16 protein-coding genes and 2 rRNA genes (1 of these 18 running past the window's edge) are annotated in these 17707 nt (G+C 61.6%); 8 read left to right on the forward strand and 10 right to left on the reverse strand.

What is annotated here, in order from left to right; translation table 11 throughout:
• Positions 1–1440 (forward strand): 23S ribosomal RNA (locus AB4O16_RS27380); it begins 1454 nt to the left of the window's first position.
• A 151-nt stretch (positions 1441–1591) separates the two neighbouring features.
• A 5S ribosomal RNA gene (rrf, locus tag AB4O16_RS27385) occupies positions 1592–1707 on the forward strand.
• A 65-nt stretch (positions 1708–1772) separates the two neighbouring features.
• On the opposite strand, the gene AB4O16_RS27390 is transcribed toward rrf, so the two are convergent.
• From AB4O16_RS27390 to AB4O16_RS27410, 5 genes are all read right to left on the reverse strand, one after another.
• Positions 1773–2522 carry a bestrophin-like domain gene (locus tag AB4O16_RS27390; protein WP_460156314.1) on the reverse strand — a complete coding sequence of 250 codons (750 nt, stop codon included), beginning with the start codon at positions 2520–2522 and terminating at the stop codon, positions 1773–1775.
• A 54-nt stretch (positions 2523–2576) separates the two neighbouring features.
• Complete coding sequence (locus AB4O16_RS27395; RefSeq protein ID WP_460156315.1) at positions 2577–3005, reverse strand: hypothetical protein; 429 nt, start codon at positions 3003–3005, stop codon at positions 2577–2579.
• 134 nt (positions 3006–3139) lie between these two features.
• The gene (locus tag AB4O16_RS27400; RefSeq protein WP_460156316.1) at positions 3140–3553 is read right to left on the reverse strand and encodes a VOC family protein; all 414 of its coding nucleotides are present in this window, start codon (positions 3551–3553) and stop codon (positions 3140–3142) included.
• Between the two features lie 89 nt (positions 3554–3642).
• Positions 3643–4302 (reverse strand): TetR/AcrR family transcriptional regulator, encoded by a 660-nt coding sequence (locus AB4O16_RS27405; RefSeq protein ID WP_160390843.1) that lies wholly within the window; start codon positions 4300–4302, stop codon positions 3643–3645.
• The gene (locus AB4O16_RS27410) at positions 4289–5140 is read right to left on the reverse strand and encodes a 3-hydroxybutyryl-CoA dehydrogenase (RefSeq protein WP_460156317.1); all 852 of its coding nucleotides are present in this window, start codon (positions 5138–5140) and stop codon (positions 4289–4291) included. The genes AB4O16_RS27405 and AB4O16_RS27410 overlap by 14 nt, the downstream gene beginning before the upstream one ends.
• Before the next feature lie 163 nt (positions 5141–5303).
• Between AB4O16_RS27410 and AB4O16_RS27415 the strand changes: the two genes are divergently transcribed.
• Entirely contained in the window at positions 5304–6356 is a 1053-nt protein-coding gene (locus AB4O16_RS27415) for an AraC family transcriptional regulator (protein ID WP_460156318.1), read from the forward strand.
• On the opposite strand, the gene AB4O16_RS27420 is transcribed toward AB4O16_RS27415, so the two are convergent.
• The 3 genes from AB4O16_RS27420 to AB4O16_RS27430 form a co-directional block, all read right to left on the reverse strand.
• Entirely contained in the window at positions 6335–7291 is a 957-nt protein-coding gene (locus AB4O16_RS27420) for an alpha/beta hydrolase (protein ID WP_460156319.1), read from the reverse strand. The genes AB4O16_RS27415 and AB4O16_RS27420 overlap by 22 nt on opposite strands.
• Before the next feature lie 111 nt (positions 7292–7402).
• Entirely contained in the window at positions 7403–8401 is a 999-nt protein-coding gene (locus AB4O16_RS27425; RefSeq protein WP_460156320.1) for an NAD(P)H-quinone oxidoreductase, read from the reverse strand.
• A 21-nt stretch (positions 8402–8422) separates the two neighbouring features.
• Entirely contained in the window at positions 8423–8551 is a 129-nt protein-coding gene (locus AB4O16_RS27430) for a hypothetical protein (RefSeq protein WP_256678384.1), read from the reverse strand.
• A gap of 111 nt (positions 8552–8662) precedes the next feature.
• Here AB4O16_RS27430 and AB4O16_RS27435 point away from each other — a divergent pair, with 111 nt between their 5' ends.
• On the forward strand, positions 8663–9538 hold the full coding sequence (locus AB4O16_RS27435; protein ID WP_160390838.1) for a LysR family transcriptional regulator: 876 nt from the start codon (positions 8663–8665) through the stop codon (positions 9536–9538).
• A 131-nt stretch (positions 9539–9669) separates the two neighbouring features.
• Here the strand turns inward: AB4O16_RS27435 and AB4O16_RS27440 are convergent, their stop codons facing one another.
• Positions 9670–10392 carry a pirin family protein gene (locus tag AB4O16_RS27440; RefSeq protein WP_160390837.1) on the reverse strand — a complete coding sequence of 241 codons (723 nt, stop codon included), beginning with the start codon at positions 10390–10392 and terminating at the stop codon, positions 9670–9672.
• 220 nt (positions 10393–10612) lie between these two features.
• Here AB4O16_RS27440 and AB4O16_RS27445 point away from each other — a divergent pair, with 220 nt between their 5' ends.
• Together AB4O16_RS27445 and AB4O16_RS27450 are read left to right on the forward strand one after the other, a co-directional pair.
• Entirely contained in the window at positions 10613–11563 is a 951-nt protein-coding gene (locus AB4O16_RS27445) for a GlxA family transcriptional regulator (protein ID WP_460156321.1), read from the forward strand.
• A gap of 164 nt (positions 11564–11727) precedes the next feature.
• A complete protein-coding gene (locus AB4O16_RS27450) occupies positions 11728–13212 on the forward strand; it encodes an ATP-binding protein (RefSeq protein ID WP_460156322.1) in 1485 nt (494 codons plus the stop codon).
• Here the strand turns inward: AB4O16_RS27450 and AB4O16_RS27455 are convergent.
• On the reverse strand, positions 13177–15981 hold the full coding sequence (locus AB4O16_RS27455; protein WP_460156323.1) for an ATP-binding protein: 2805 nt from the start codon (positions 15979–15981) through the stop codon (positions 13177–13179). The two genes, AB4O16_RS27450 and AB4O16_RS27455, sit on opposite strands and share 36 nt — an antisense overlap.
• 279 nt (positions 15982–16260) lie before the next feature.
• On the opposite strand from AB4O16_RS27455, the gene AB4O16_RS27460 reads away from it, so the two are divergent.
• A complete protein-coding gene (locus AB4O16_RS27460; protein WP_460156324.1) occupies positions 16261–16836 on the forward strand; it encodes a flavodoxin family protein in 576 nt (191 codons plus the stop codon).
• 39 nt (positions 16837–16875) lie between these two features.
• A complete protein-coding gene (locus AB4O16_RS27465) occupies positions 16876–17700 on the forward strand; it encodes an alpha/beta fold hydrolase (protein ID WP_460156325.1) in 825 nt (274 codons plus the stop codon).
• The last annotated feature ends 7 nt before the right edge of the window (positions 17701–17707 follow it).

The following is a 17707-nucleotide window of genomic DNA, read 5'->3' on the forward strand; positions in this document are numbered from 1 at the left end:
GTTTAAGGTGGTAGGCTGGAATCTTAGGTAAATCCGGGATTCTAAGGCCGAGAGCTGATGACGAGTGTTCTTTTAGAACACGAAGTGGTTGATGCCATGCTTCCAAGAAAAGCTTCTAAGCTTCAGGTAACCAGGAACCGTACCCCAAACCGACACAGGTGGTTGGGTAGAGAATACCAAGGCGCTTGAGAGAACTCGGGTGAAGGAACTAGGCAAAATGGCACCGTAACTTCGGGAGAAGGTGCGCCGGTGAGGGTGAAGGACTTGCTCCGTAAGCCCACGCCGGTCGAAGATACCAGGCCGCTGCGACTGTTTATTAAAAACACAGCACTCTGCAAACACGAAAGTGGACGTATAGGGTGTGACGCCTGCCCGGTGCCGGAAGGTTAATTGATGGGGTTAGCTAACGCGAAGCTCTTGATCGAAGCCCCGGTAAACGGCGGCCGTAACTATAACGGTCCTAAGGTAGCGAAATTCCTTGTCGGGTAAGTTCCGACCTGCACGAATGGCGTAACGATGGCGGCGCTGTCTCCACCCGAGACTCAGTGAAATTGAAATCGCTGTGAAGATGCAGTGTATCCGCGGCTAGACGGAAAGACCCCGTGAACCTTTACTATAGCTTTGCACTGGACTTTGAATTTGCTTGTGTAGGATAGGTGGGAGGCTTTGAAGCGTGGACGCCAGTTCGCGTGGAGCCAACCTTGAAATACCACCCTGGCAACTTTGAGGTTCTAACTCAGGTCCGTTATCCGGATCGAGGACAGTGTATGGTGGGTAGTTTGACTGGGGCGGTCTCCTCCTAAAGAGTAACGGAGGAGTACGAAGGTGCGCTCAGACCGGTCGGAAATCGGTCGTAGAGTATAAAGGCAAAAGCGCGCTTGACTGCGAGACAGACACGTCGAGCAGGTACGAAAGTAGGTCTTAGTGATCCGGTGGTTCTGTATGGAAGGGCCATCGCTCAACGGATAAAAGGTACTCCGGGGATAACAGGCTGATACCGCCCAAGAGTTCATATCGACGGCGGTGTTTGGCACCTCGATGTCGGCTCATCACATCCTGGGGCTGAAGCCGGTCCCAAGGGTATGGCTGTTCGCCATTTAAAGTGGTACGCGAGCTGGGTTTAGAACGTCGTGAGACAGTTCGGTCCCTATCTGCCGTGGACGTTTGAGATTTGAGAGGGGCTGCTCCTAGTACGAGAGGACCGGAGTGGACGAACCTCTGGTGTTCCGGTTGTCACGCCAGTGGCATTGCCGGGTAGCTATGTTCGGAATAGATAACCGCTGAAAGCATCTAAGCGGGAAACTAGCCTCAAGATGAGATCTCACTGGGACCTTGAGTCCCCTGAAGGGCCGTCGAAGACTACGACGTTGATAGGTTGGGTGTGTAAGCGCTGTGAGGCGTTGAGCTAACCAATACTAATTGCCCGTGAGGCTTGACCATATAACACCCAAGCAATTTGCGTCGAAAGGCCAGATTGCGGTGTGTGAAGACGAAATGAACCGAAAGTTCGTGATACTCACAAAACACCAAGCTGTCACATACCCAATTTGCTGAAGCGAGGCCATCTGGTCACGACTCAGTACCCGAATTTCTTGACGACCATAGAGCGTTGGAACCACCTGATCCCATCCCGAACTCAGCAGTGAAACGATGCATCGCCGATGGTAGTGTGGGGTTTCCCCATGTGAGAGTAGGTCATCGTCAAGATTAAATTCCGAAACCCCAATTGCGAAAGCAGTTGGGGTTTTGTTTTTGTGCGCAGAAAATCGAAACTACTGCCCCAACCGCTCCAGTATGTGTTCCAGCGGTTCCAGTGACACGCAGATAAAACCATCAAGCGGTCGATTGAGTTCCTCCACCAGCAAGATGGTTGCCCCCGTCGACAGGGCGCACATCAACAACACGACGACAATGGTGCCGTTGCGCGGTGCGAAGAGGCCGAACGAGCCGAAAATGATCGCCAGCCACGTGACCAGAATCACCAGCATCACCGGCGGGATCGATTGATTGGCTTGCAGCAGCGTCAGCCAGCGGGTGGCAAAAACCGTGTCCATGTCTTGCAACGCCTGGGCCTTGAGCGAGCGCTGATCATCGTTGCCTGGCGAAAGTGATTCGACCTGGCGTTGCAGACCTTCGGAGCGATGGATGACTTCGGGGCTATCGAGTTTTGCAATCTGACGCTGATCGCGGGAAGCGAGCACGTGGGTGACTTCGGCGTAGTTGTGCTTGAGCTCGGTACGGATGCCCCGGGTGTCCGGCCCATAGCGGGCCAGCACGCGGTCGAATTGAACCACTTTCGCCGCAGCCCCCTCCAGTTCGGCATTGGCCGTATCAAAGGTGCCTTTGGCAGAGGAAACAAGCAGGCCCAGGACCAGCGCCGACATCGTTGCGATGAGGCCGGTGGCCAGTTTCACCACCGCCACGGAGTCATCGCTCAGATGATGGCTCGGCAATCGCTCCCTTATGCATGAGCCCAGTAGTGCGCTACCGAACAGGCAGGCAAACACGATGAGAGCGATCACCACATCATTCAAGTTCGACCTCCGTTGACTGTGTCTTCGGGGCGTAGGGGGGAACTACTTGTACTTGATTACGATGCCTTTGAGTTTGCGTCCCTCGATCGTCGTTACGTCGCGAGCCCACAGCGGTCCGCTGGCATAGGCACCCACCGCCTGAATGTGGTCATAGACGACCACCACCGCGTCGCCGCCGAGCTTGGCGGCTTCTTCCCGCAGCTTCTGTTCGACTTCGGTAATCGGCGGGGCAGGGTCGACGGTGGCGTCGATCAACACCTCACCCAGGCGTACATGCGGACGAAGGGGTTCGGAGCGCAGCACGACCACCTCGTCGGGCGATGTCGGAGCGGGATGTTCCACGCCGACATAGGCGGTGGTCTGTGCGTCGACACTGGCGCAGCCACTGAGTGTCAGCAGGCTGGTCATCAGCCCGCCTGCCAGTAGCAAGAGTTTGAAGCGGGTCGACCAGGACAGGTCATGGGCCGGCATAGTGGATTTCCTCCTCGGGTCCGTTGCTATCCATGTGGCTAGTTGACGGTAGCAGACAGACCGGGAGTTGCCAGAACGCCCAACCTTTTCAGGTTGGGCTTTTTTGTGCCTTCATGATGGTGGACAAGGGCCGTTCACTGATCCTTTTCGCAATTGACCATCCACGACACACCAAAGCGGTCGACCAGCATGCCGAAGCGCGCCGCCCAGAACGTGGTCTCCAGCGGCATCTGCACGTCGCCGCCCTCTGCCAGTGCCTTGAAGACCCGTTCGGCCTCGGCAATGCTGTCGACATTGAGAGAAATCGAACAGGCGCTCATTTTGTCGACGGGGCGATCAGGCGTGGTGTCCGACCCCATGATTGCCTGATCGCCCACCACCAGGCGGGTGTGGATGATCAGGTTGTGCAGATCTTCGGGGCAATGCTTGGCGGCAGGGGATTCACCGAAGGTCAGCATGGCTTCGAGCTGGCCTTGCAGGCACTGGGCATAGAAGGTGAAGGCCGCTTTGCAGTCGCCGTTGAAGATAAGGTAGGGATTGATTTTCATGATTGGCTCCAGGTGCTCAGGTACACACATCGTTTTGGACGCCGGGTTTTCCGGCGAATTCCGATTGTGTCGAGCCGACAAGCAAAGCGCTAAATCTTTGTCGGAGCTTGTGTTTCTTTAGATGTTTTTTCGATAGGGCGCGCGAGGCTTATCGCCTCTGGTATACGCCGCGGTGCCAGCACACGTTCGATGGCGCCGCTGACCATGCTTTCCAGCAGATCGTCACGCTCCTGCTCGTCGAGCAAGTGCGGCGTCAGCCAGCTGGGGGCGCTGTTGAGCAGGGCGCCAATGGCATGCCCGGCGGCCAACAGGCCTTGCTCGCTGAAACGGGACTTCGCGCCCAGCATCTTCAGCAAGGTGCGTTCGTATTGCTCGCGCAATTGCTCGACCCGTGCCTGCTGCTCTTCGTTCAGGCAGCCACTGTCGCGCTCCACCAGGCGGAAATGCCAGGGCATCTCCCGATGCAGATTCAGATGGGCGCGGATCAGGCTGTTGAGTTTGTCGCGTTTGCCCGGGGCTTTTTGCTGAATGCGTCCCAGGGCAGCCAGCAACTCCTCGTAGAACTCCTCGATCAGGTCGAGCAGCAGATGCTGTTTGCTCGGGTAATGGTGATACAGCGAGCCTGGGGAGAGCCCCAGGCACGTCGCGAGCTCACGCATGCCGACCTGGCCGAACCCCTTGCAGGCAAACAGCTCCAGGACCTTGTCCCGGTACTCGGCAAAGCGCGAGCAACGCTCAGGCATAGGCATGGAAGCCGCGCCCCGTCTTGCGCCCCAGGTAACCGGCGGCGACCATTTCCTTGAGCAGCGGCGCCGGGCGATATTTGCTGTCGTTGAACCCGTCATAGAAGGCTTCGAGGATCGACAGCAGGGTGTCCAGGCCGATCAAGTCCGCCAGGGCCAACGGCCCGATAGGCTGATTGCAGCCCAGGCGCATGCCGGCGTCGATGTCTTCGGCGCTGGCCAGGCCTTCCTGGAACACCAGGATCGCCTCGTTGATCATCGGCACCAGGATCCGGTTGACCACGAAGCCCGGACGGTTGCCGGCGGTGATCGCGGTTTTGCCGAGGGTGGTCGCCATGTCCAGCGCCAGTTTGTGGGTCGCATCACTGGTTTGCAGGCCGCGAATGACTTCGATCAGGCCCATCACCGGCACCGGGTTGAAGAAGTGCAGGCCGATGAAGCGCTCAGGCTGGCTGACACTGGCAGCGAGCTGGGTGATCGACAGCGACGAGGTATTGGAGGCAATGACGCATTCGCCGCTGACTTGCGCGGCGATTTGTTGCAGCACTCGCAGTTTCAGATCGAGGTTTTCGGTGGCCGCTTCGATCACCAATTGCACGTCCCGCAAACTGCTGTAATCGGTGCTGGTACGGATCCTGTCCAGAGTGGCCTGCTTCTGCTGCGGCGTCAGGGTTTCCTTGGCGACCTGCCGGTCGAGGTTTTTGCCGACCGTTGCGACGGCTTTTTGCAAAGCGCTTTCAGAAATGTCGAGCAAGGTCACGCTGAAACCGGCCGTGGCGCACACCTGTGCGATGCCGTTGCCCATGGTGCCCGCACCGATCACTCCGATGTTTTGCAGATTCATGTACCCATCCTTCGATCAAACCCTGCGATACCTTGGCGGCGAATGCGGCCGAAGGCGTACTATTGCCGCGAGTCTAGAGCCGGCAGGGCGGTTGTCCTATGCCGGAACTGTTCAACGGCACTGATGTTTTTTGCCATTCGGGTGATGAGAGAGAAGCGTACCAATGCGGGAAAAGGACTCGGTTGCCGCCTATTTCGTGCAGGCAATGATCCATGGGCTGAGGGATGACCCGCAGCGCGTGACGGCAGTGCTCGAACAGGCGGGCATTGATCCGGCGGTCATGCACCAACCCACGGCGCGGGTGCCGGCCAATGCGTTTGCGGCGCTATGGCTGATTCAGATCCGCGAGCTCGACGACGAGTTTTTCGGGCTCGACTCCCATGGCATGCCGCCGGGCAGTTTCGCCCTGATCTGCCGCGCCTTGATTCAGGAACCCGATCTGCACAAGGCCATGCGTCAGTGCCTGGCCAACTTCGGCTTGTTCCTGCGCGACTTTCGCGGTTCGCTCGCCGTGCGTGGCAAGCGAGCGGTCATCAGCCTGGAAACCCGTTCGACAGACAACGATGCCAGCCGGTTTGGCGAAGAAACCTTCCTGGTGTTGATGATCAGTCTGCTGTGCTGGCTGGGCGGGCGGCGCATTCCCATTGACCGTGCGGACTTCAGCCATTCGCGCCTGTCGCTGGGTGACGACCGCCTGCTCTGGGGCCCCAACCTGACCTTTGGCGCCGGGCGCACCGAAATCGAATTTGCCAGCCATTACTTGCGCTTGCCCGTGGTGCAGGACCTGGCGTCGCTGAAAGTGTTTTTGCGTACCGCGCCGCAATGGCTGGTGATCCGCTTCCGCAACCAGCATGGCCTGGCGGCGCAGGTTCATCAGCGCTTGCGCGGCAGTCATTACAGCGAGTGGCCGACCTTGCAGGCCTTTGCCCTGGAACAGCACCTGAGCCCCAGCACCTTCCGCCGCAAACTCGAGCGTGAAGGCTGTTCCTATCAGGAGATCAAGGACGAAGTACGCCGTGGCGTGGCCTTCGAGCAATTGCGTCAGAGCGACGCGAGCATCAGCGATATCGCCGAGCAATTGGGGTTCCAGGAGCCCAGCGCCTTCCATCGGGCGTTCAAGAAGTGGACCGGGGAAAGTCCCGGGCGCTATCGGGCACGCTATCAGGGGGAGCAGGGCGTAGAGACCGACAAGCTTCAGGATTCTTGCGAGCCTTGAACCGCCACCGGCCCGGCCACCTGATGCGGGCCGGCCTTCATCAAGCCCTCAAGGGCCTGGCGATACTGGCTACCGCCCAGGCTCATGCTGTTGTTATGCGTACCGCCGGGTATCAGAAGCAGGCGCTTGGGTTCATGGGCGGCATTGAACAATTGCTGGCTGAATCGTGAAGGCATGAACGAGTCGGCCAGGCCGTGGACCACCAGCAGCGGCATGTCGATTTCGACGATCTTGTCGATAGAGTCGAACTTCTGCGACAGCAGCCAGCGCACCGGTAGCCAGTTCACGGGCAGGTTGTTGTTGGCGACTTCGGCGACCGCATCGCCCAATGAGGTGAAGGAAGACTCGATGACCAGGCCGCGCACCGGCACCGGGACGTGCTGCTTTTTCGCCTGGGCAGCCAGGTCTGCCGCGAGGTCGATGGCAACCGCCCCGCCCAGTGAGTGCCCGTAGATCAGGCGCTTGTTGGCGTCCGGTTGCATCGCGGTGAAGCGCTCCCAGGCGATGCGCGCGTCTTCATACACACTGGCTTCGGAGGGCAGATCCCCTTTGCTCTGACCGAAGCCACGGTAGTCGATGGCCAGCACCGAATAGCCCATGGCGCGCAATTGCGCGATGCGAAACGCCTGGCCCGTGAGGTTCCAGCGCACGCCGTGCAGGTAGAGGATGGACGGCGCATCGCGGCGAGCGGCCGGCCACCACCAGGCATGCAGGTTTTGCCCGGCCTTGAAGCTTGCGGGCTTGATATCGAATTCCTGAACGTCCTGCGGCAGGCCGCGATACCAGCCTGCGTTGCCCGGCTCGATGCGGAACAGCAACTCGCGCTCTTTGTATTTGAGCGCCCCGCAACTCACCGGCAAGCCGACGACCAGCACGGCCATGCACAACAACGACAACCAGCGTCGACGCAAACGAGCGAGGAGGGGAGCAGACATCGGACGGTCCAGCAGAACGTGAAGCACGGGTTTTAACAGATGAACCCGTGCGTCAGGAGATTTATCCGACCATCGTTGAGGGACAACGACTACAAAATGCTGCCTGCCCGATCAGTCCACGCGCAGGACGATCTTGCCGATATGCTCTCCCGCTTCCATCCGCGTGTGGGCCTGCGCCGCGTCAGTGAGCGAGTAAACCCGGTCGATCATCGGCAGGCAGCGTCCGGCGTTCAGCACTGGCCATACGTGTTCGTGCAATTGTTGGGCGATGGCGGCTTTTTCTTCCCGCGTCCGCGAGCGCAGCAGGGAGCCGGTGACAACGGCGCGCTTGGCCATGATCGTCAGCAAGTCGATCTCCCCGGCGTGAGCGCCGCCGAGGAAGCCGAGCATCACCAGGCGACCCTCCATCGCCAGTGCCGCCACATTGTTGTTGAGGTACGAGCCGCCCATGATGTCGAGAATCACGTTGACGCCCTGGCCTTCGGTTTTTTCGGCGATGACCCGCACAAAGTCCTGCTCGCGATAGTTGATCGCCTCGGCGCCCAGTTCGCGGATCGCGGCGCATTTTTCTTCGCTGCCAGCGGTGGCGAACGCTTCAATGCCCAGTTCGCGGCAGAGCATCAATGCGGTCGTGCCGATACCGCTGGTGCCGCCGTGGATCAAGGCGCGCTGCCCCTGGCGGGCGCCGCCAAGGCCGAACAGATTGGCCCACACCGTGAAGAAAGTTTCCGGGATGGCCGCCGCCTGCACCCAGTCCATGCCTTCGGGGACCGGCAAAGCCTGGCTGGCGGGGACCACGCAGTATTGCGCGTATCCGCCGCCATTGGTCAGGGCGCAGACCTTGTCGCCCAGCGCGAACTCGCTGACGCCCGCGCCAGTCGCCACCACTTCGCCGGCCACTTCCAGCCCCGGGTTCGGATTCATGCCGGGTTTCATCGGGTACTTGCCAGCCCGTTGCAGCGCGTCCGGGCGATTGACCCCGGCGGCGTGCACGCGGATCAGTATCTCGCCGGCCTCGGCAACAGGCACAGGCACCTGGCGTGGTTGCAGGACTTCGGGGCCACCGGGTTCGGTGATGTCGATCAGGGTCATGGTTTGCGGCAGGGTCATTTCATATACCTGTATTGAGTGTTAATGATTCGGGCGAACGTAGGCAAAACGTGCCAGGCCGATGCTCACCAGGCTGGCGCAGAGGCCGGCGAAGATCGGCAGCCAGATTGCGCCGGGCGCAGGGGGGAAGGGAGTAGATGAACGGTGCATGTGCGTTGTCCTGTGAAATCACTCAGGCCCAAAGCATATCGAGATCTATCGAAGCATTAATGCAGCGAATACGCGCTATGCTGATGCGTAATTGCATCATGGGGAAGCGCAATGAATTGGGATGACGCCCGGGTATTTCTCGCGGTTTGCCGTGAATCGACGTTGCGCGGCGCGGCGCGGGTGTTGGCAGTCGACCAGGCCACCGTCGGCCGGCGGATCACTGCACTGGAAAAGTCATTGAGTGCGACCTTGTTCCTGCGCACATCCGAGGGTTACGCGCTGACGGCGGTCGGCGAAGCGGCGCTCAAGGCGGTGGAGAAAATGGAGCATTCGGCCCTGGAGCTCGAACGCCAGATCCAGGGCCTGGACGATCGCCTGACCGGCACGGTTCGCGTCAGCACCACCGATTCCCTGGCGATTGATTTCCTGATCCCGGCGATTGCCCGCCTGCATCGACAACACCCCGATGTACGGGTGCAACTGGACGCCACCACGCAGATTCTCAGCCTGGCAAAACGCGAGGCCGACATCGCCGTGCGCAACACCCGGCCGGACAACCCGGACCTAATCGCCCGGCGCATCGCTCGCTGGCCGGTGGGGTTGTTTGCCTCGCAAGCCTATATCGATGCCCACGGCGTGCCGGAGCCGGGCTCGGCGTTCGCCGGGCATGACCTGGTGGTGTACCAACCGTATTTGCAGGGCAACAAGGACATGACGCTGGTCTCGGAACCGGTGGCGCGCGGGCGGATTGTCGCGAGTTTCAGTTCCAGCCTGCTGGTGCGTCGCTCGATTGCAGCGGGGATCGGGGTCGGCGAAATCCCGCTGTACATCGGGGAGAAGGAAGGGCTGGTCAGGTTGTGGCCGGAGCGTTCGCGACCGTTGCCCTATGACATCTGGCTGGTGACCCACGCAGACCTGCGGCATACGGCCAGGGTGCGGGCGGTGATCGATGAGATTGTCGCGGGGTTTGCCGGGACCGGCGAGTAAATCCCGGGGCCACAAATCCTGTGGGAGCGAGCCTGCTCGCGAAAGCGATAGGTCATTCAACAGTGATGTCGTCTGACACTCCGCCTTCGCGAGCAAGCTCGCTCCCACAGGGATCTACCACAGGGGGTGGATCATGGCATTTGCGGCAGTTCCTGTGGCCGCAGGTCGAACACCAGCACTTCGGCGTCCACGCCGTTGCTCAAGGTCAGCGCCTGTTCATCGCGGACCCGCACACCGTCGCCTTCCTGCAACAACATTCCGTTGAGCTCGACGCTGCCCCGGGCCACGTGCACATAGGCGTAGCGGTTGGCGGCGAGTTCAAGGGTGGCGCTTTCCTTGCCGTCGATCAGGCCGGCATACACCCGCGCATCCTGACGCACCTTGAGCGAACCCTTGGCGCCGTCCGGCGAGATGATCAACTGCAAACGCCCGCGTTTTTTCTGGGTGCTGAAGTGCTCTTGCTGATAGCGCGGTTTGGCGCCGCTGACCTCGGGCACGATCCAGATCTGCAGGAAGTGCACCGGCCGGGTGCTGGAGTGGTTGAACTCACTGTGGGCCACGCCGCTGCCTGCACTCATCAATTGCACGTCGCCGGGGCGGATGACCGAACCGGTGCCCAGGGTGTCCTTGTGTTCCAGGGCACCTTCAAGCACGTAGGAGAAAATCTCCATGTCACGGTGCGGGTGCTGGCCGAAGCCTTTACCGGCGGCGACGCGGTCGTCATTGATCACCAACAGGTCGGAAAAACCCTGCTCTTTCGGGTTGCGATAGTTGGCGAAGGAAAAGGTGTGGAAGGACTTCAACCAGCCGTGATTGGCCAGGCCACGATCCGAGGCTTTGCGAAGAGTCAGCATGATGAAATCTCCTGTGGGGACGTGAATTCGTCCGAGTGAGGAGAAGGTTAATGTTTACTGGCTTGTGCAATAAGTAGGTGGAAATTGAAATACTGTCCTGTCTGAGTTGACAGTTGTTTGTGGAATGAGTCGCCGATGTTTGAGGCATAATTCGCCATGATTTGTGGCAGTTTCAATGTCCTTTAATGTTTCCTGATTTGAGCTCAGTGGACTCCAACCCATGAAAACCGTGGCAATGGTGCTGTTTCCCGACTTTCTCCTGCTCGACATGGCCGGGCCCATGGAAGTGTTTTCCATCGCCAATCGTTATCTGAAGCCTGACGATCATTATGTCCTGTCGACCCTCGGCACCGAGCCCGGCGCACTGCGGGCGTCCAACGGGGTGAGCGTGCAGGCCGACCGGCACATCGATCAGGCCTGCGAAGGTTTTGATTTGCTGCTGGTGCCCGGTGGGCCCGGTGCCTATAACGAAAGGCATCCGCCGTTGCTCGACTGGCTCAGGCACAACGTCGGCAGGTCGGCCGGTTATGGCTCGATCTGCACCGGGGCGTTCGTGTTGGGGCATGCGGGTTTGCTCGATGGCTATCGTGTCACCACCCACTGGCACTACACCGAGCGGCTGATCAAGGGCTTCCCGAAGGCGACCGTCGAGACCGATCAGATCTTCGTCCAGGACCGCAACCTGATCACGTCCGGCGGCGTCACCGCCGGGATCGACCTGGCCTTGTCGGTGGTGGCCCAGGATCATGGCAAAAAGGTCGCCCAGGACGTGGCCAAGGTGCTACTGGTGGTGATGAAACGCCAGGGCGGGCAGGCGCAGTTCAGCCCGCTGACCGCGGCGGTGGCGCCCCACGAAACGGCGATTACCCGGGTGCAGAACCATGTGCTTGAACACCTTGGCGAGAGCTACAGCATCGAATGCATGGCCAGCCTGGCCAACATGAGCCCGCGTCACTTCGCCAGGGTGTTCGCCCGGGATGTGAACATGACGCCCATGGAGTTTCTGCAAAGCGCGCGCATCGATTGCGCGAGGAACCTGCTGGAAACCACCGAGTTGCCGCTCAAGACCGTGGCGTTCAAAAGCGGCTTCGGCAGCGTGCGGCACATGCGCTTTCTGTTCAGCGAAAAACTCGGCCTGACGCCGACTCAGTACCGCGAGCAGTTCAGCTAGGGCGCGTGTGTCCGTTCTGCGCACCGCAATGGCCGTGACGCTCCCCCCGTGACAGTTGTACGATCACCGTGGCCTGCCAAGATACCGGTGAACTCATTGCAAGGAAGGTGCGGAGCCTGGGATGGACTCGCGTACCGAGCCAGGCTTCCAGCGGGTAACAGCGCATGAACAGCCTCAGAGATTTGAACAGCGAAGCGGTACTGCGATTTGGTCCCTATGCCTTTCACCTCGGTCAGCGACTGGTGCTGGAGGGCGATCGGCCATTGCGCCTGGGTGGCCGTGCCCTGGATGTGTTGCAGGTGCTGGTCGAGCACGCGGGCTCGGTGGTCAGCAAGGAAGCGTTGATTGCGCAGGTCTGGCCGCGCTCGGTGGTCGAAGAGATCAACCTGCGCGTGCACATTGCCGCGTTGCGTCGTGCCCTGGGTGACGGCCAGAACGGCCAGTGCTACATCGTCAATATTCCCCAGCGCGGCTACAGCTTTGTCGCTGCGGTCGAGCACTCGCCAGCGCCCGCCACGTTCCCCGACGAGACCGTACAAAAGCCCCTGCACAACCTGCCGGCGCGGCTCACATCGATCACCGGGCGCGATGCCATTGTCGGCAGCCTGGTGCGGCAGTTGCCGGTCCGGCGTTTCATGACCCTGGTCGGGCCTTGCGGGATCGGCAAGACCACCGTGGCCCTGCGCGTGGCCGAACTGCTGTTGCAGCACTATCGAGACGGCGTGTGGCTGGTGGACCTGGCGGCGATCGATGACCCGGCACAAGTGAACGATCATCTCGCGCGAACCCTTGAGCTGAAGGTCGGCACGCCGTTGGAGGCGCTGTCGCAGCGCCATGCCCTGTTGGTGCTGGACAACTGCGAGCACTTGCTTGAACGCTGCCGCACGTTGGTCGAGACACTGCTGCAGTCGATGCCCCGACTGTCGATCCTCGCCACCAGCCGCGAGCCGCTCAAGTCCGAGGGCGAAACCGTGCTGCGGCTGCCATCGCTGGCGGTGCCGCCGGCCTCGGCGCTGCGCAGTGTGGCCGAGGTCATGGGGTATTCGGCGGTGCAGCTGTTTGTCAGCCGTGCCCGGGCCCGTCAGCAAGGTTTCGCCCTGCGCGAACAGGACCTCAAGGTCGTGCGCGAAATCTGCCGGCGCCTGGATGGCCTGCCGTTGGCGATCGAGCTGGCCGCAGCGCAGATCGATGCGTTGGCGCTGGTGGGGTTGCAGGCCCAGCTCGGCAACTGTTTTCAGTTATTGACCCAGGGCCGTCGCACGGCCGTTCCCCGGCATCAGACCCTCAAGGCCGCGCTGGACTGGAGCTTCGAACGGTTGACTGCGCTGGAGCAAACCGTGTTGCAGCGCCTGGCCGTGTTCAAGATGGCGTTTACCCGGGACGCTGCGATCGGGGTGATCAGCTGCGACAGGCTGCCCGTCGCCGAGCTGATCCAGGTCATGGAGAGCCTCGCGCTCAAGTCACTGCTGTCCCCGGAGCAGGGCGGCGGGGTGACCCGTTACCGCTTCCTCAACACCACCCGCACCTACGCACTGGAAAAGCTCGAACTCAGTGGCGAGTTGCGCACCCTGGAGCTGCGTTATGCCGGTTACATCCGGCAAATGCACAGGCCGTCAGGCGTGCACGTGGCATTGCAACTCGTCGAGTAGCCGGCGAACCGTCATCAGGTCTGGCGTGGCAAAACCTTCGGTGAAGCGCTGGTAGACCGTTGCCAGCAACGCATGCGCCCGGCGGGGCTGGCCCTGACGCTGCCACAACTGCGCCAGCGAGGTGGCGCTGCGCAGTTCCCAGGCCAGGGCGCCCTGGGTCTTGGCCACGTCGAGTGCCTTGAGCAGCAGCGTTTCGGCCGTCGCGGCCCTGACCGGACAATCCGTTGCCAGCAACGCCTGGGCCCTGGCCCGCAGAATCTCCGCCGTGCTCCAGTCCGCCGCAGCGTTTTGCGCGTGCTCAAGCAAATCGTCGTCGACGCAGGTCGAGTCCAGCGTGACCATGATGTCCTTGATCAGTCCAACGCTTGGGCGGCCGGTTGGCCGAACGGCGGTGCCGCCGATCACCCGCGCATAGTGTTGCGCCCAGTCATGGAACAGTAGAACCGAGTGTTTCTGCGCCTGCTGCAGCAGCAGGCGCAGGAGTTCGCGGGCGCTGCGGGTATCGCCGTTGTAGTGAGCGATCAGGCAGCCGGCGAGCGCCAGGGTGTAGCAGATCGAGGTGCCGTGGTTGATCTGCAACGCGATGTCCAGCGCCTGCCGGGCAGCGCGCCAGGCCTGTTCCGGTTGGCCTTGCAGCCAGAGGATGCGCGCGTGGATGGTCAGCGCCGCGACACTCTGGTCGTACTGCACGCCGAACCCATGGGTGAATCGGTTGAGATAACCGCTATGGGCCATGCGTTGCAGCACCTGTTCGGCATGCTCGCGGGCCTGATGCTGGTCGCCGGAAAAATGCAGGGCCAGCACGCGCAACCGGTGCGTGCTCAAGGACATCACGGCGTCGTCGTGCAGCCCGAGCCGGTCGAATTGCCGGCTCTGCTCCAGGGCCATCTGATAATGACCGCAGCTGAGGTTGACGGCCAGGTGACCGGAAATCGCCCGCAGCTGACCGGCCACGTCATTGAGCTGCCTGGCCAGGGTCCTGGCGCTGACAAAGGCGCCAATGGTTTCGCTGGTACCCCCCTGAGCGTGGTAGCAGGCACTGCCCAAGGCCAGCTTGAGGGCCATCTTCAAGCGCGGGCAAGGCTCGGCCGACTGATCGAGCAAGGCCAGCGCCTTGCGCACATAACCACCATGTTCCTTGAGCAGCGACAGCTCCTGCCACAAGGGGGTGGACGTCGCGGCCAGGCGAATCGCCAGGGCCCGTGGCCCCTGCGCGTGCAACCCCCAGTCAAGCGCTGCGCGGATGTCTTCCAGTGCCCGGCCATAGCGTTCGATCCACAGCGCCGTCGAGGTTTTTTCCCATTCCTCCTGCGCCTGTTGCATCAGCGCCAGACAGCGCTCGGCATGCCGTTCCCGGGTGCCGGGCAGGTCGGCGGTCTGCGTGAGCTGTTCCAGGGCGTAGTGGCGGGTGGTATCGAGCAAGCGGTAGTACACGTCTTCGTCGCCCACCTCCACGTTCAGCAGCGACTTGGCGACCAATTGGGTGATCGAACCGAACACCTCGCGGGGTTCGATGTGCTCGCCGACGATCACCGCCGCTGCCGACGCCAGGGTGAAGCCACCGCGAAACACGCTCAGTCGGCGCAGGCAGGTTTTTTCGCAGGCATTGAGCAGCTCGAAGCTCCAGTCCAGGGTTGCGCGCAAGGTCTGATGGCGTGCCAGCGGTGCCTGGCCGGGCTGGGTCAGCACCCGCAGGTTGCTTTGCAACTGTGCCAGCAATCCGTGCAATCCGAAGTCGCGCACTTGCGCCGCAGCCAGTTCGATGGCCAGCGGAATGCCGTCCAGTCGGTGGCAGATGTCGATCAACAGCGGCAGCTCATCGTCCGTCAGTTCAAAGCTGTCGTGGCTGGTCATGGCCCGCTCGACGAACAGTTGCAAGGCGGAAAAGGTCATGGCCTGGGCGCGGTCGAGGACGGCGATGGGCGGCGGGCAGTCGAGTGAATCCAGGCGCTGGACGAATTCCCCTTCGGCCCGCAGGCTCTCGCGGCTGGTGGTGAGGATGTGCACGTGTGGCGCACTGCGCAGGATGTTTTCGCAGAGCGGGGCGATGGCATCGACCAGGTGTTCGCAATTGTCGATGACCAGCAGCATGTGCCGCTCGCGCAGATGGTCGGCAAGCCCGTCAAGCGGGGCATCGTCGTGCAGGGCCAGTTCGAGCAGCGTCGCCAGGTGGCCGTCGATCATCAGCGGGCAGTTGATCGGCGCCAGGTCCAGCAGGCGAATGCCGTCCCGGTAGTGGCCGATCATCAGTTCGGCGACCCGCAGGGCCACGGTGGTCTTGCCGATGCCGCCGGGGCCGACGAGGGTGATGAAACGCTGGCGGGGCAGTTGCGTCACCAGGTTGTCGATCAGCGTTTGCCGCCCGATCATGCGGGTGCGGCGTACGGGCAGGTTATGCACGCTTGGCGCGGCAGCTGCGGGTGCCGGTGCCTGTCCGGGCTGTTCGAGCGAACAGGGCGCGACGAAGCTGTACCCGCGTTGGGCCACGGTGACGATGTAGCGCTGGCCGGCCTGGCCGTCGCCGAGTGCCTTGCGTAACGCGGCCATGTGCACCCGCAGGTTGATGTCCTCGACCACAGTGTCGGGCCAGACCCGGGCGATCAATTGTTGCTTGCTGACCACATTGCCGGCGTGTTCCAGCAGGATCAACAGGATGTCCATGGCGCGCCGGCCCAGGCGCAAGGGCTGGTCAGCCTCCATCACCTGGCGTTGTCCGGGGTAGACCCGGTAAGGGCCGAAATGCACAGCCTGGTCGGGGGATAGGGTCAACGAGTCGCTCCTGCTGCATCCGTCTAGTACGCGGTTTTCGAGCATATTCCTCAGGTTTTTCAGCCAGCGCAATGCGCCGTCCGGGTGACTGACGGGGCAGGCATAGACTGTAGCGTATCGGCCGGTGGCTGTTGGTCCCGTGATCATTGGGCGCGACAGATGGACAGCGCTTGCGGGGGCTTTTTGCGCGCCATGGAAAATTAACAACGATTAACTCGTCGTGTGCCCGGTCTGAGTCCAAGAATCACCAAGGATTCAATCCATCGCAAGGACAGGGCAATGAGCAACGTGGTGGTGATCTATCACAGCGGCTACGGTCACACCCGGGTCCTGGCCGAAGCGGTGGCCGCTGGCGTGGAGCGTCATCAGGGCAGCACCTGCCGATTGATCCCGGTCGAGGAGGTGCACGAGCACTGGGAACGGCTGCACAACGCCGACGCCATCATCTTTGGCGCGCCGACCTACATGGGCAGTGCCTCGGGGGCCTTCAAGGCGTTCATGGAAGCCACGGCGGCGTTCTACCTGACCCAGCCGTGGCGCGACAAGCTCGCCGCCGGCTTCACCAATTCCGGCTGCCTGTGCGGCGACAAGCTCAACACCTTGCTGCAGATGGCGGTGTTCGCCGCCCAGCATTCGATGATCTGGGTCGGCCTCGACCTGCTGCCGGCACGCTCCAGCACTGGTGCGTTCAACGGTCAACTCAATCGCCTGGGCAGCTCACTGGGCGCCATGGCCCAGTCGAATGTCGAGCAATCCCCCGACGATGCCCCACCGTCCGAAGATCGCTGCACCGCCGCGCACCTGGGCGAGCGGGTGGCGCGCCTGGCCGATCGCATCAACCGGCTGCCAGTTTGATTCACCCCCCCAATAAAACTCGTTAAGGAGGCATCACCCATGAGCACCTTCACTACCCGCGACGGCGTCGAGATCTACTACAAGGACTGGGGCACCGGTCAGCCGGTTGTCTTCAGCCACGGCTGGCCGCTCAACGCCGACAGCTGGGAATCGCAGATGATCTTCCTGGCGTCCAAAGGCTACCGGGTCATCGCCCACGACCGTCGCGGTCATGGGCGTTCCAGCCAGCCGTGGTCGGGCAATGACATGGACCATTACGCCGACGACCTGGCGCAGTTGATCGAGCTGCTCGACCTGCAAAACGCCGTGCTGTTCGGTTTCTCCACCGGCGGTGGCGAGGTGGCGCGTTACATCGGTCGCCACGGCACCGGCCGCGTGGCCAAGGCCGGGCTGATTTCCGCGGTGCCGCCGCTGATGCTCAAGACCGAAGCCAACCCCGGCGGCCTGCCGCTGGAAGTGTTCGACGGCATCCGCCAGGCCTCCCTGGCCGACCGTTCGCAGCTGTACATCGACCTCGCCAGCGGCCCGTTCTTCGGCTTCAACAAACCCGGCGCAAAACCGTCCCAGGGCATGATCGACTGGTTCTGGATGCAAGGCATGATGGCCGGCCACAAGAACGCCCATGACTGCATCAAGGCGTTCTCGGAAACCGACTTCACCGAAGACTTGAAGAAGTTCGACGTGCCGACCCTGGTGGTGCATGGCGATGCGGATCAGGTGGTGCCGTACGAAGCGGCGGGCGTCTCATCGGCCAAGCTGGTAAAGGGCTCGACCCTGAAGATTTACCCGGGCGCCCCTCACGGTTTGACGGACACCCACAAGGATCAGCTCAATGCTGACCTGCTGGCGTTTCTGGAAAGCTGACACGCCA

This window comes from Pseudomonas sp. S2_H10 (assembly GCF_054668285.1).

What these genes read in the sequence shown, in the direction of transcription:
- AB4O16_RS27395 (WP_460156315.1), bottom strand. Translation starts at nt 3,005, where the DNA reads ATGCCGGCCCATGACCTGTCCTGGTCGACCCGCTTCAAACTCTTGCTA.
- AB4O16_RS27400 (WP_460156316.1), bottom strand. Translation starts at nt 3,553, where the DNA reads ATGAAAATCAATCCCTACCTTATCTTCAACGGCGACTGCAAAGCGGCC.
- AB4O16_RS27405 (WP_160390843.1), bottom strand. Translation starts at nt 4,302, where the DNA reads ATGCCTATGCCTGAGCGTTGCTCGCGCTTTGCCGAGTACCGGGACAAG.
- AB4O16_RS27410 (WP_460156317.1), bottom strand. Translation starts at nt 5,140, where the DNA reads ATGAATCTGCAAAACATCGGAGTGATCGGTGCGGGCACCATGGGCAAC.
- AB4O16_RS27415 (WP_460156318.1), top strand. Translation starts at nt 5,304, where the DNA reads ATGCGGGAAAAGGACTCGGTTGCCGCCTATTTCGTGCAGGCAATGATC.
- AB4O16_RS27420 (WP_460156319.1), bottom strand. Translation starts at nt 7,291, where the DNA reads ATGTCTGCTCCCCTCCTCGCTCGTTTGCGTCGACGCTGGTTGTCGTTG.
- AB4O16_RS27425 (WP_460156320.1), bottom strand. Translation starts at nt 8,401, where the DNA reads ATGACCCTGCCGCAAACCATGACCCTGATCGACATCACCGAACCCGGT.
- AB4O16_RS27430 (WP_256678384.1), bottom strand. Translation starts at nt 8,551, where the DNA reads ATGCACCGTTCATCTACTCCCTTCCCCCCTGCGCCCGGCGCAATCTGG.
- AB4O16_RS27435 (WP_160390838.1), top strand. Translation starts at nt 8,663, where the DNA reads ATGAATTGGGATGACGCCCGGGTATTTCTCGCGGTTTGCCGTGAATCG.
- AB4O16_RS27440 (WP_160390837.1), bottom strand. Translation starts at nt 10,392, where the DNA reads ATGCTGACTCTTCGCAAAGCCTCGGATCGTGGCCTGGCCAATCACGGC.
- AB4O16_RS27445 (WP_460156321.1), top strand. Translation starts at nt 10,613, where the DNA reads ATGAAAACCGTGGCAATGGTGCTGTTTCCCGACTTTCTCCTGCTCGAC.
- AB4O16_RS27450 (WP_460156322.1), top strand. Translation starts at nt 11,728, where the DNA reads ATGAACAGCCTCAGAGATTTGAACAGCGAAGCGGTACTGCGATTTGGT.
- AB4O16_RS27460 (WP_460156324.1), top strand. Translation starts at nt 16,261, where the DNA reads ATGAGCAACGTGGTGGTGATCTATCACAGCGGCTACGGTCACACCCGG.
- AB4O16_RS27465 (WP_460156325.1), top strand. Translation starts at nt 16,876, where the DNA reads ATGAGCACCTTCACTACCCGCGACGGCGTCGAGATCTACTACAAGGAC.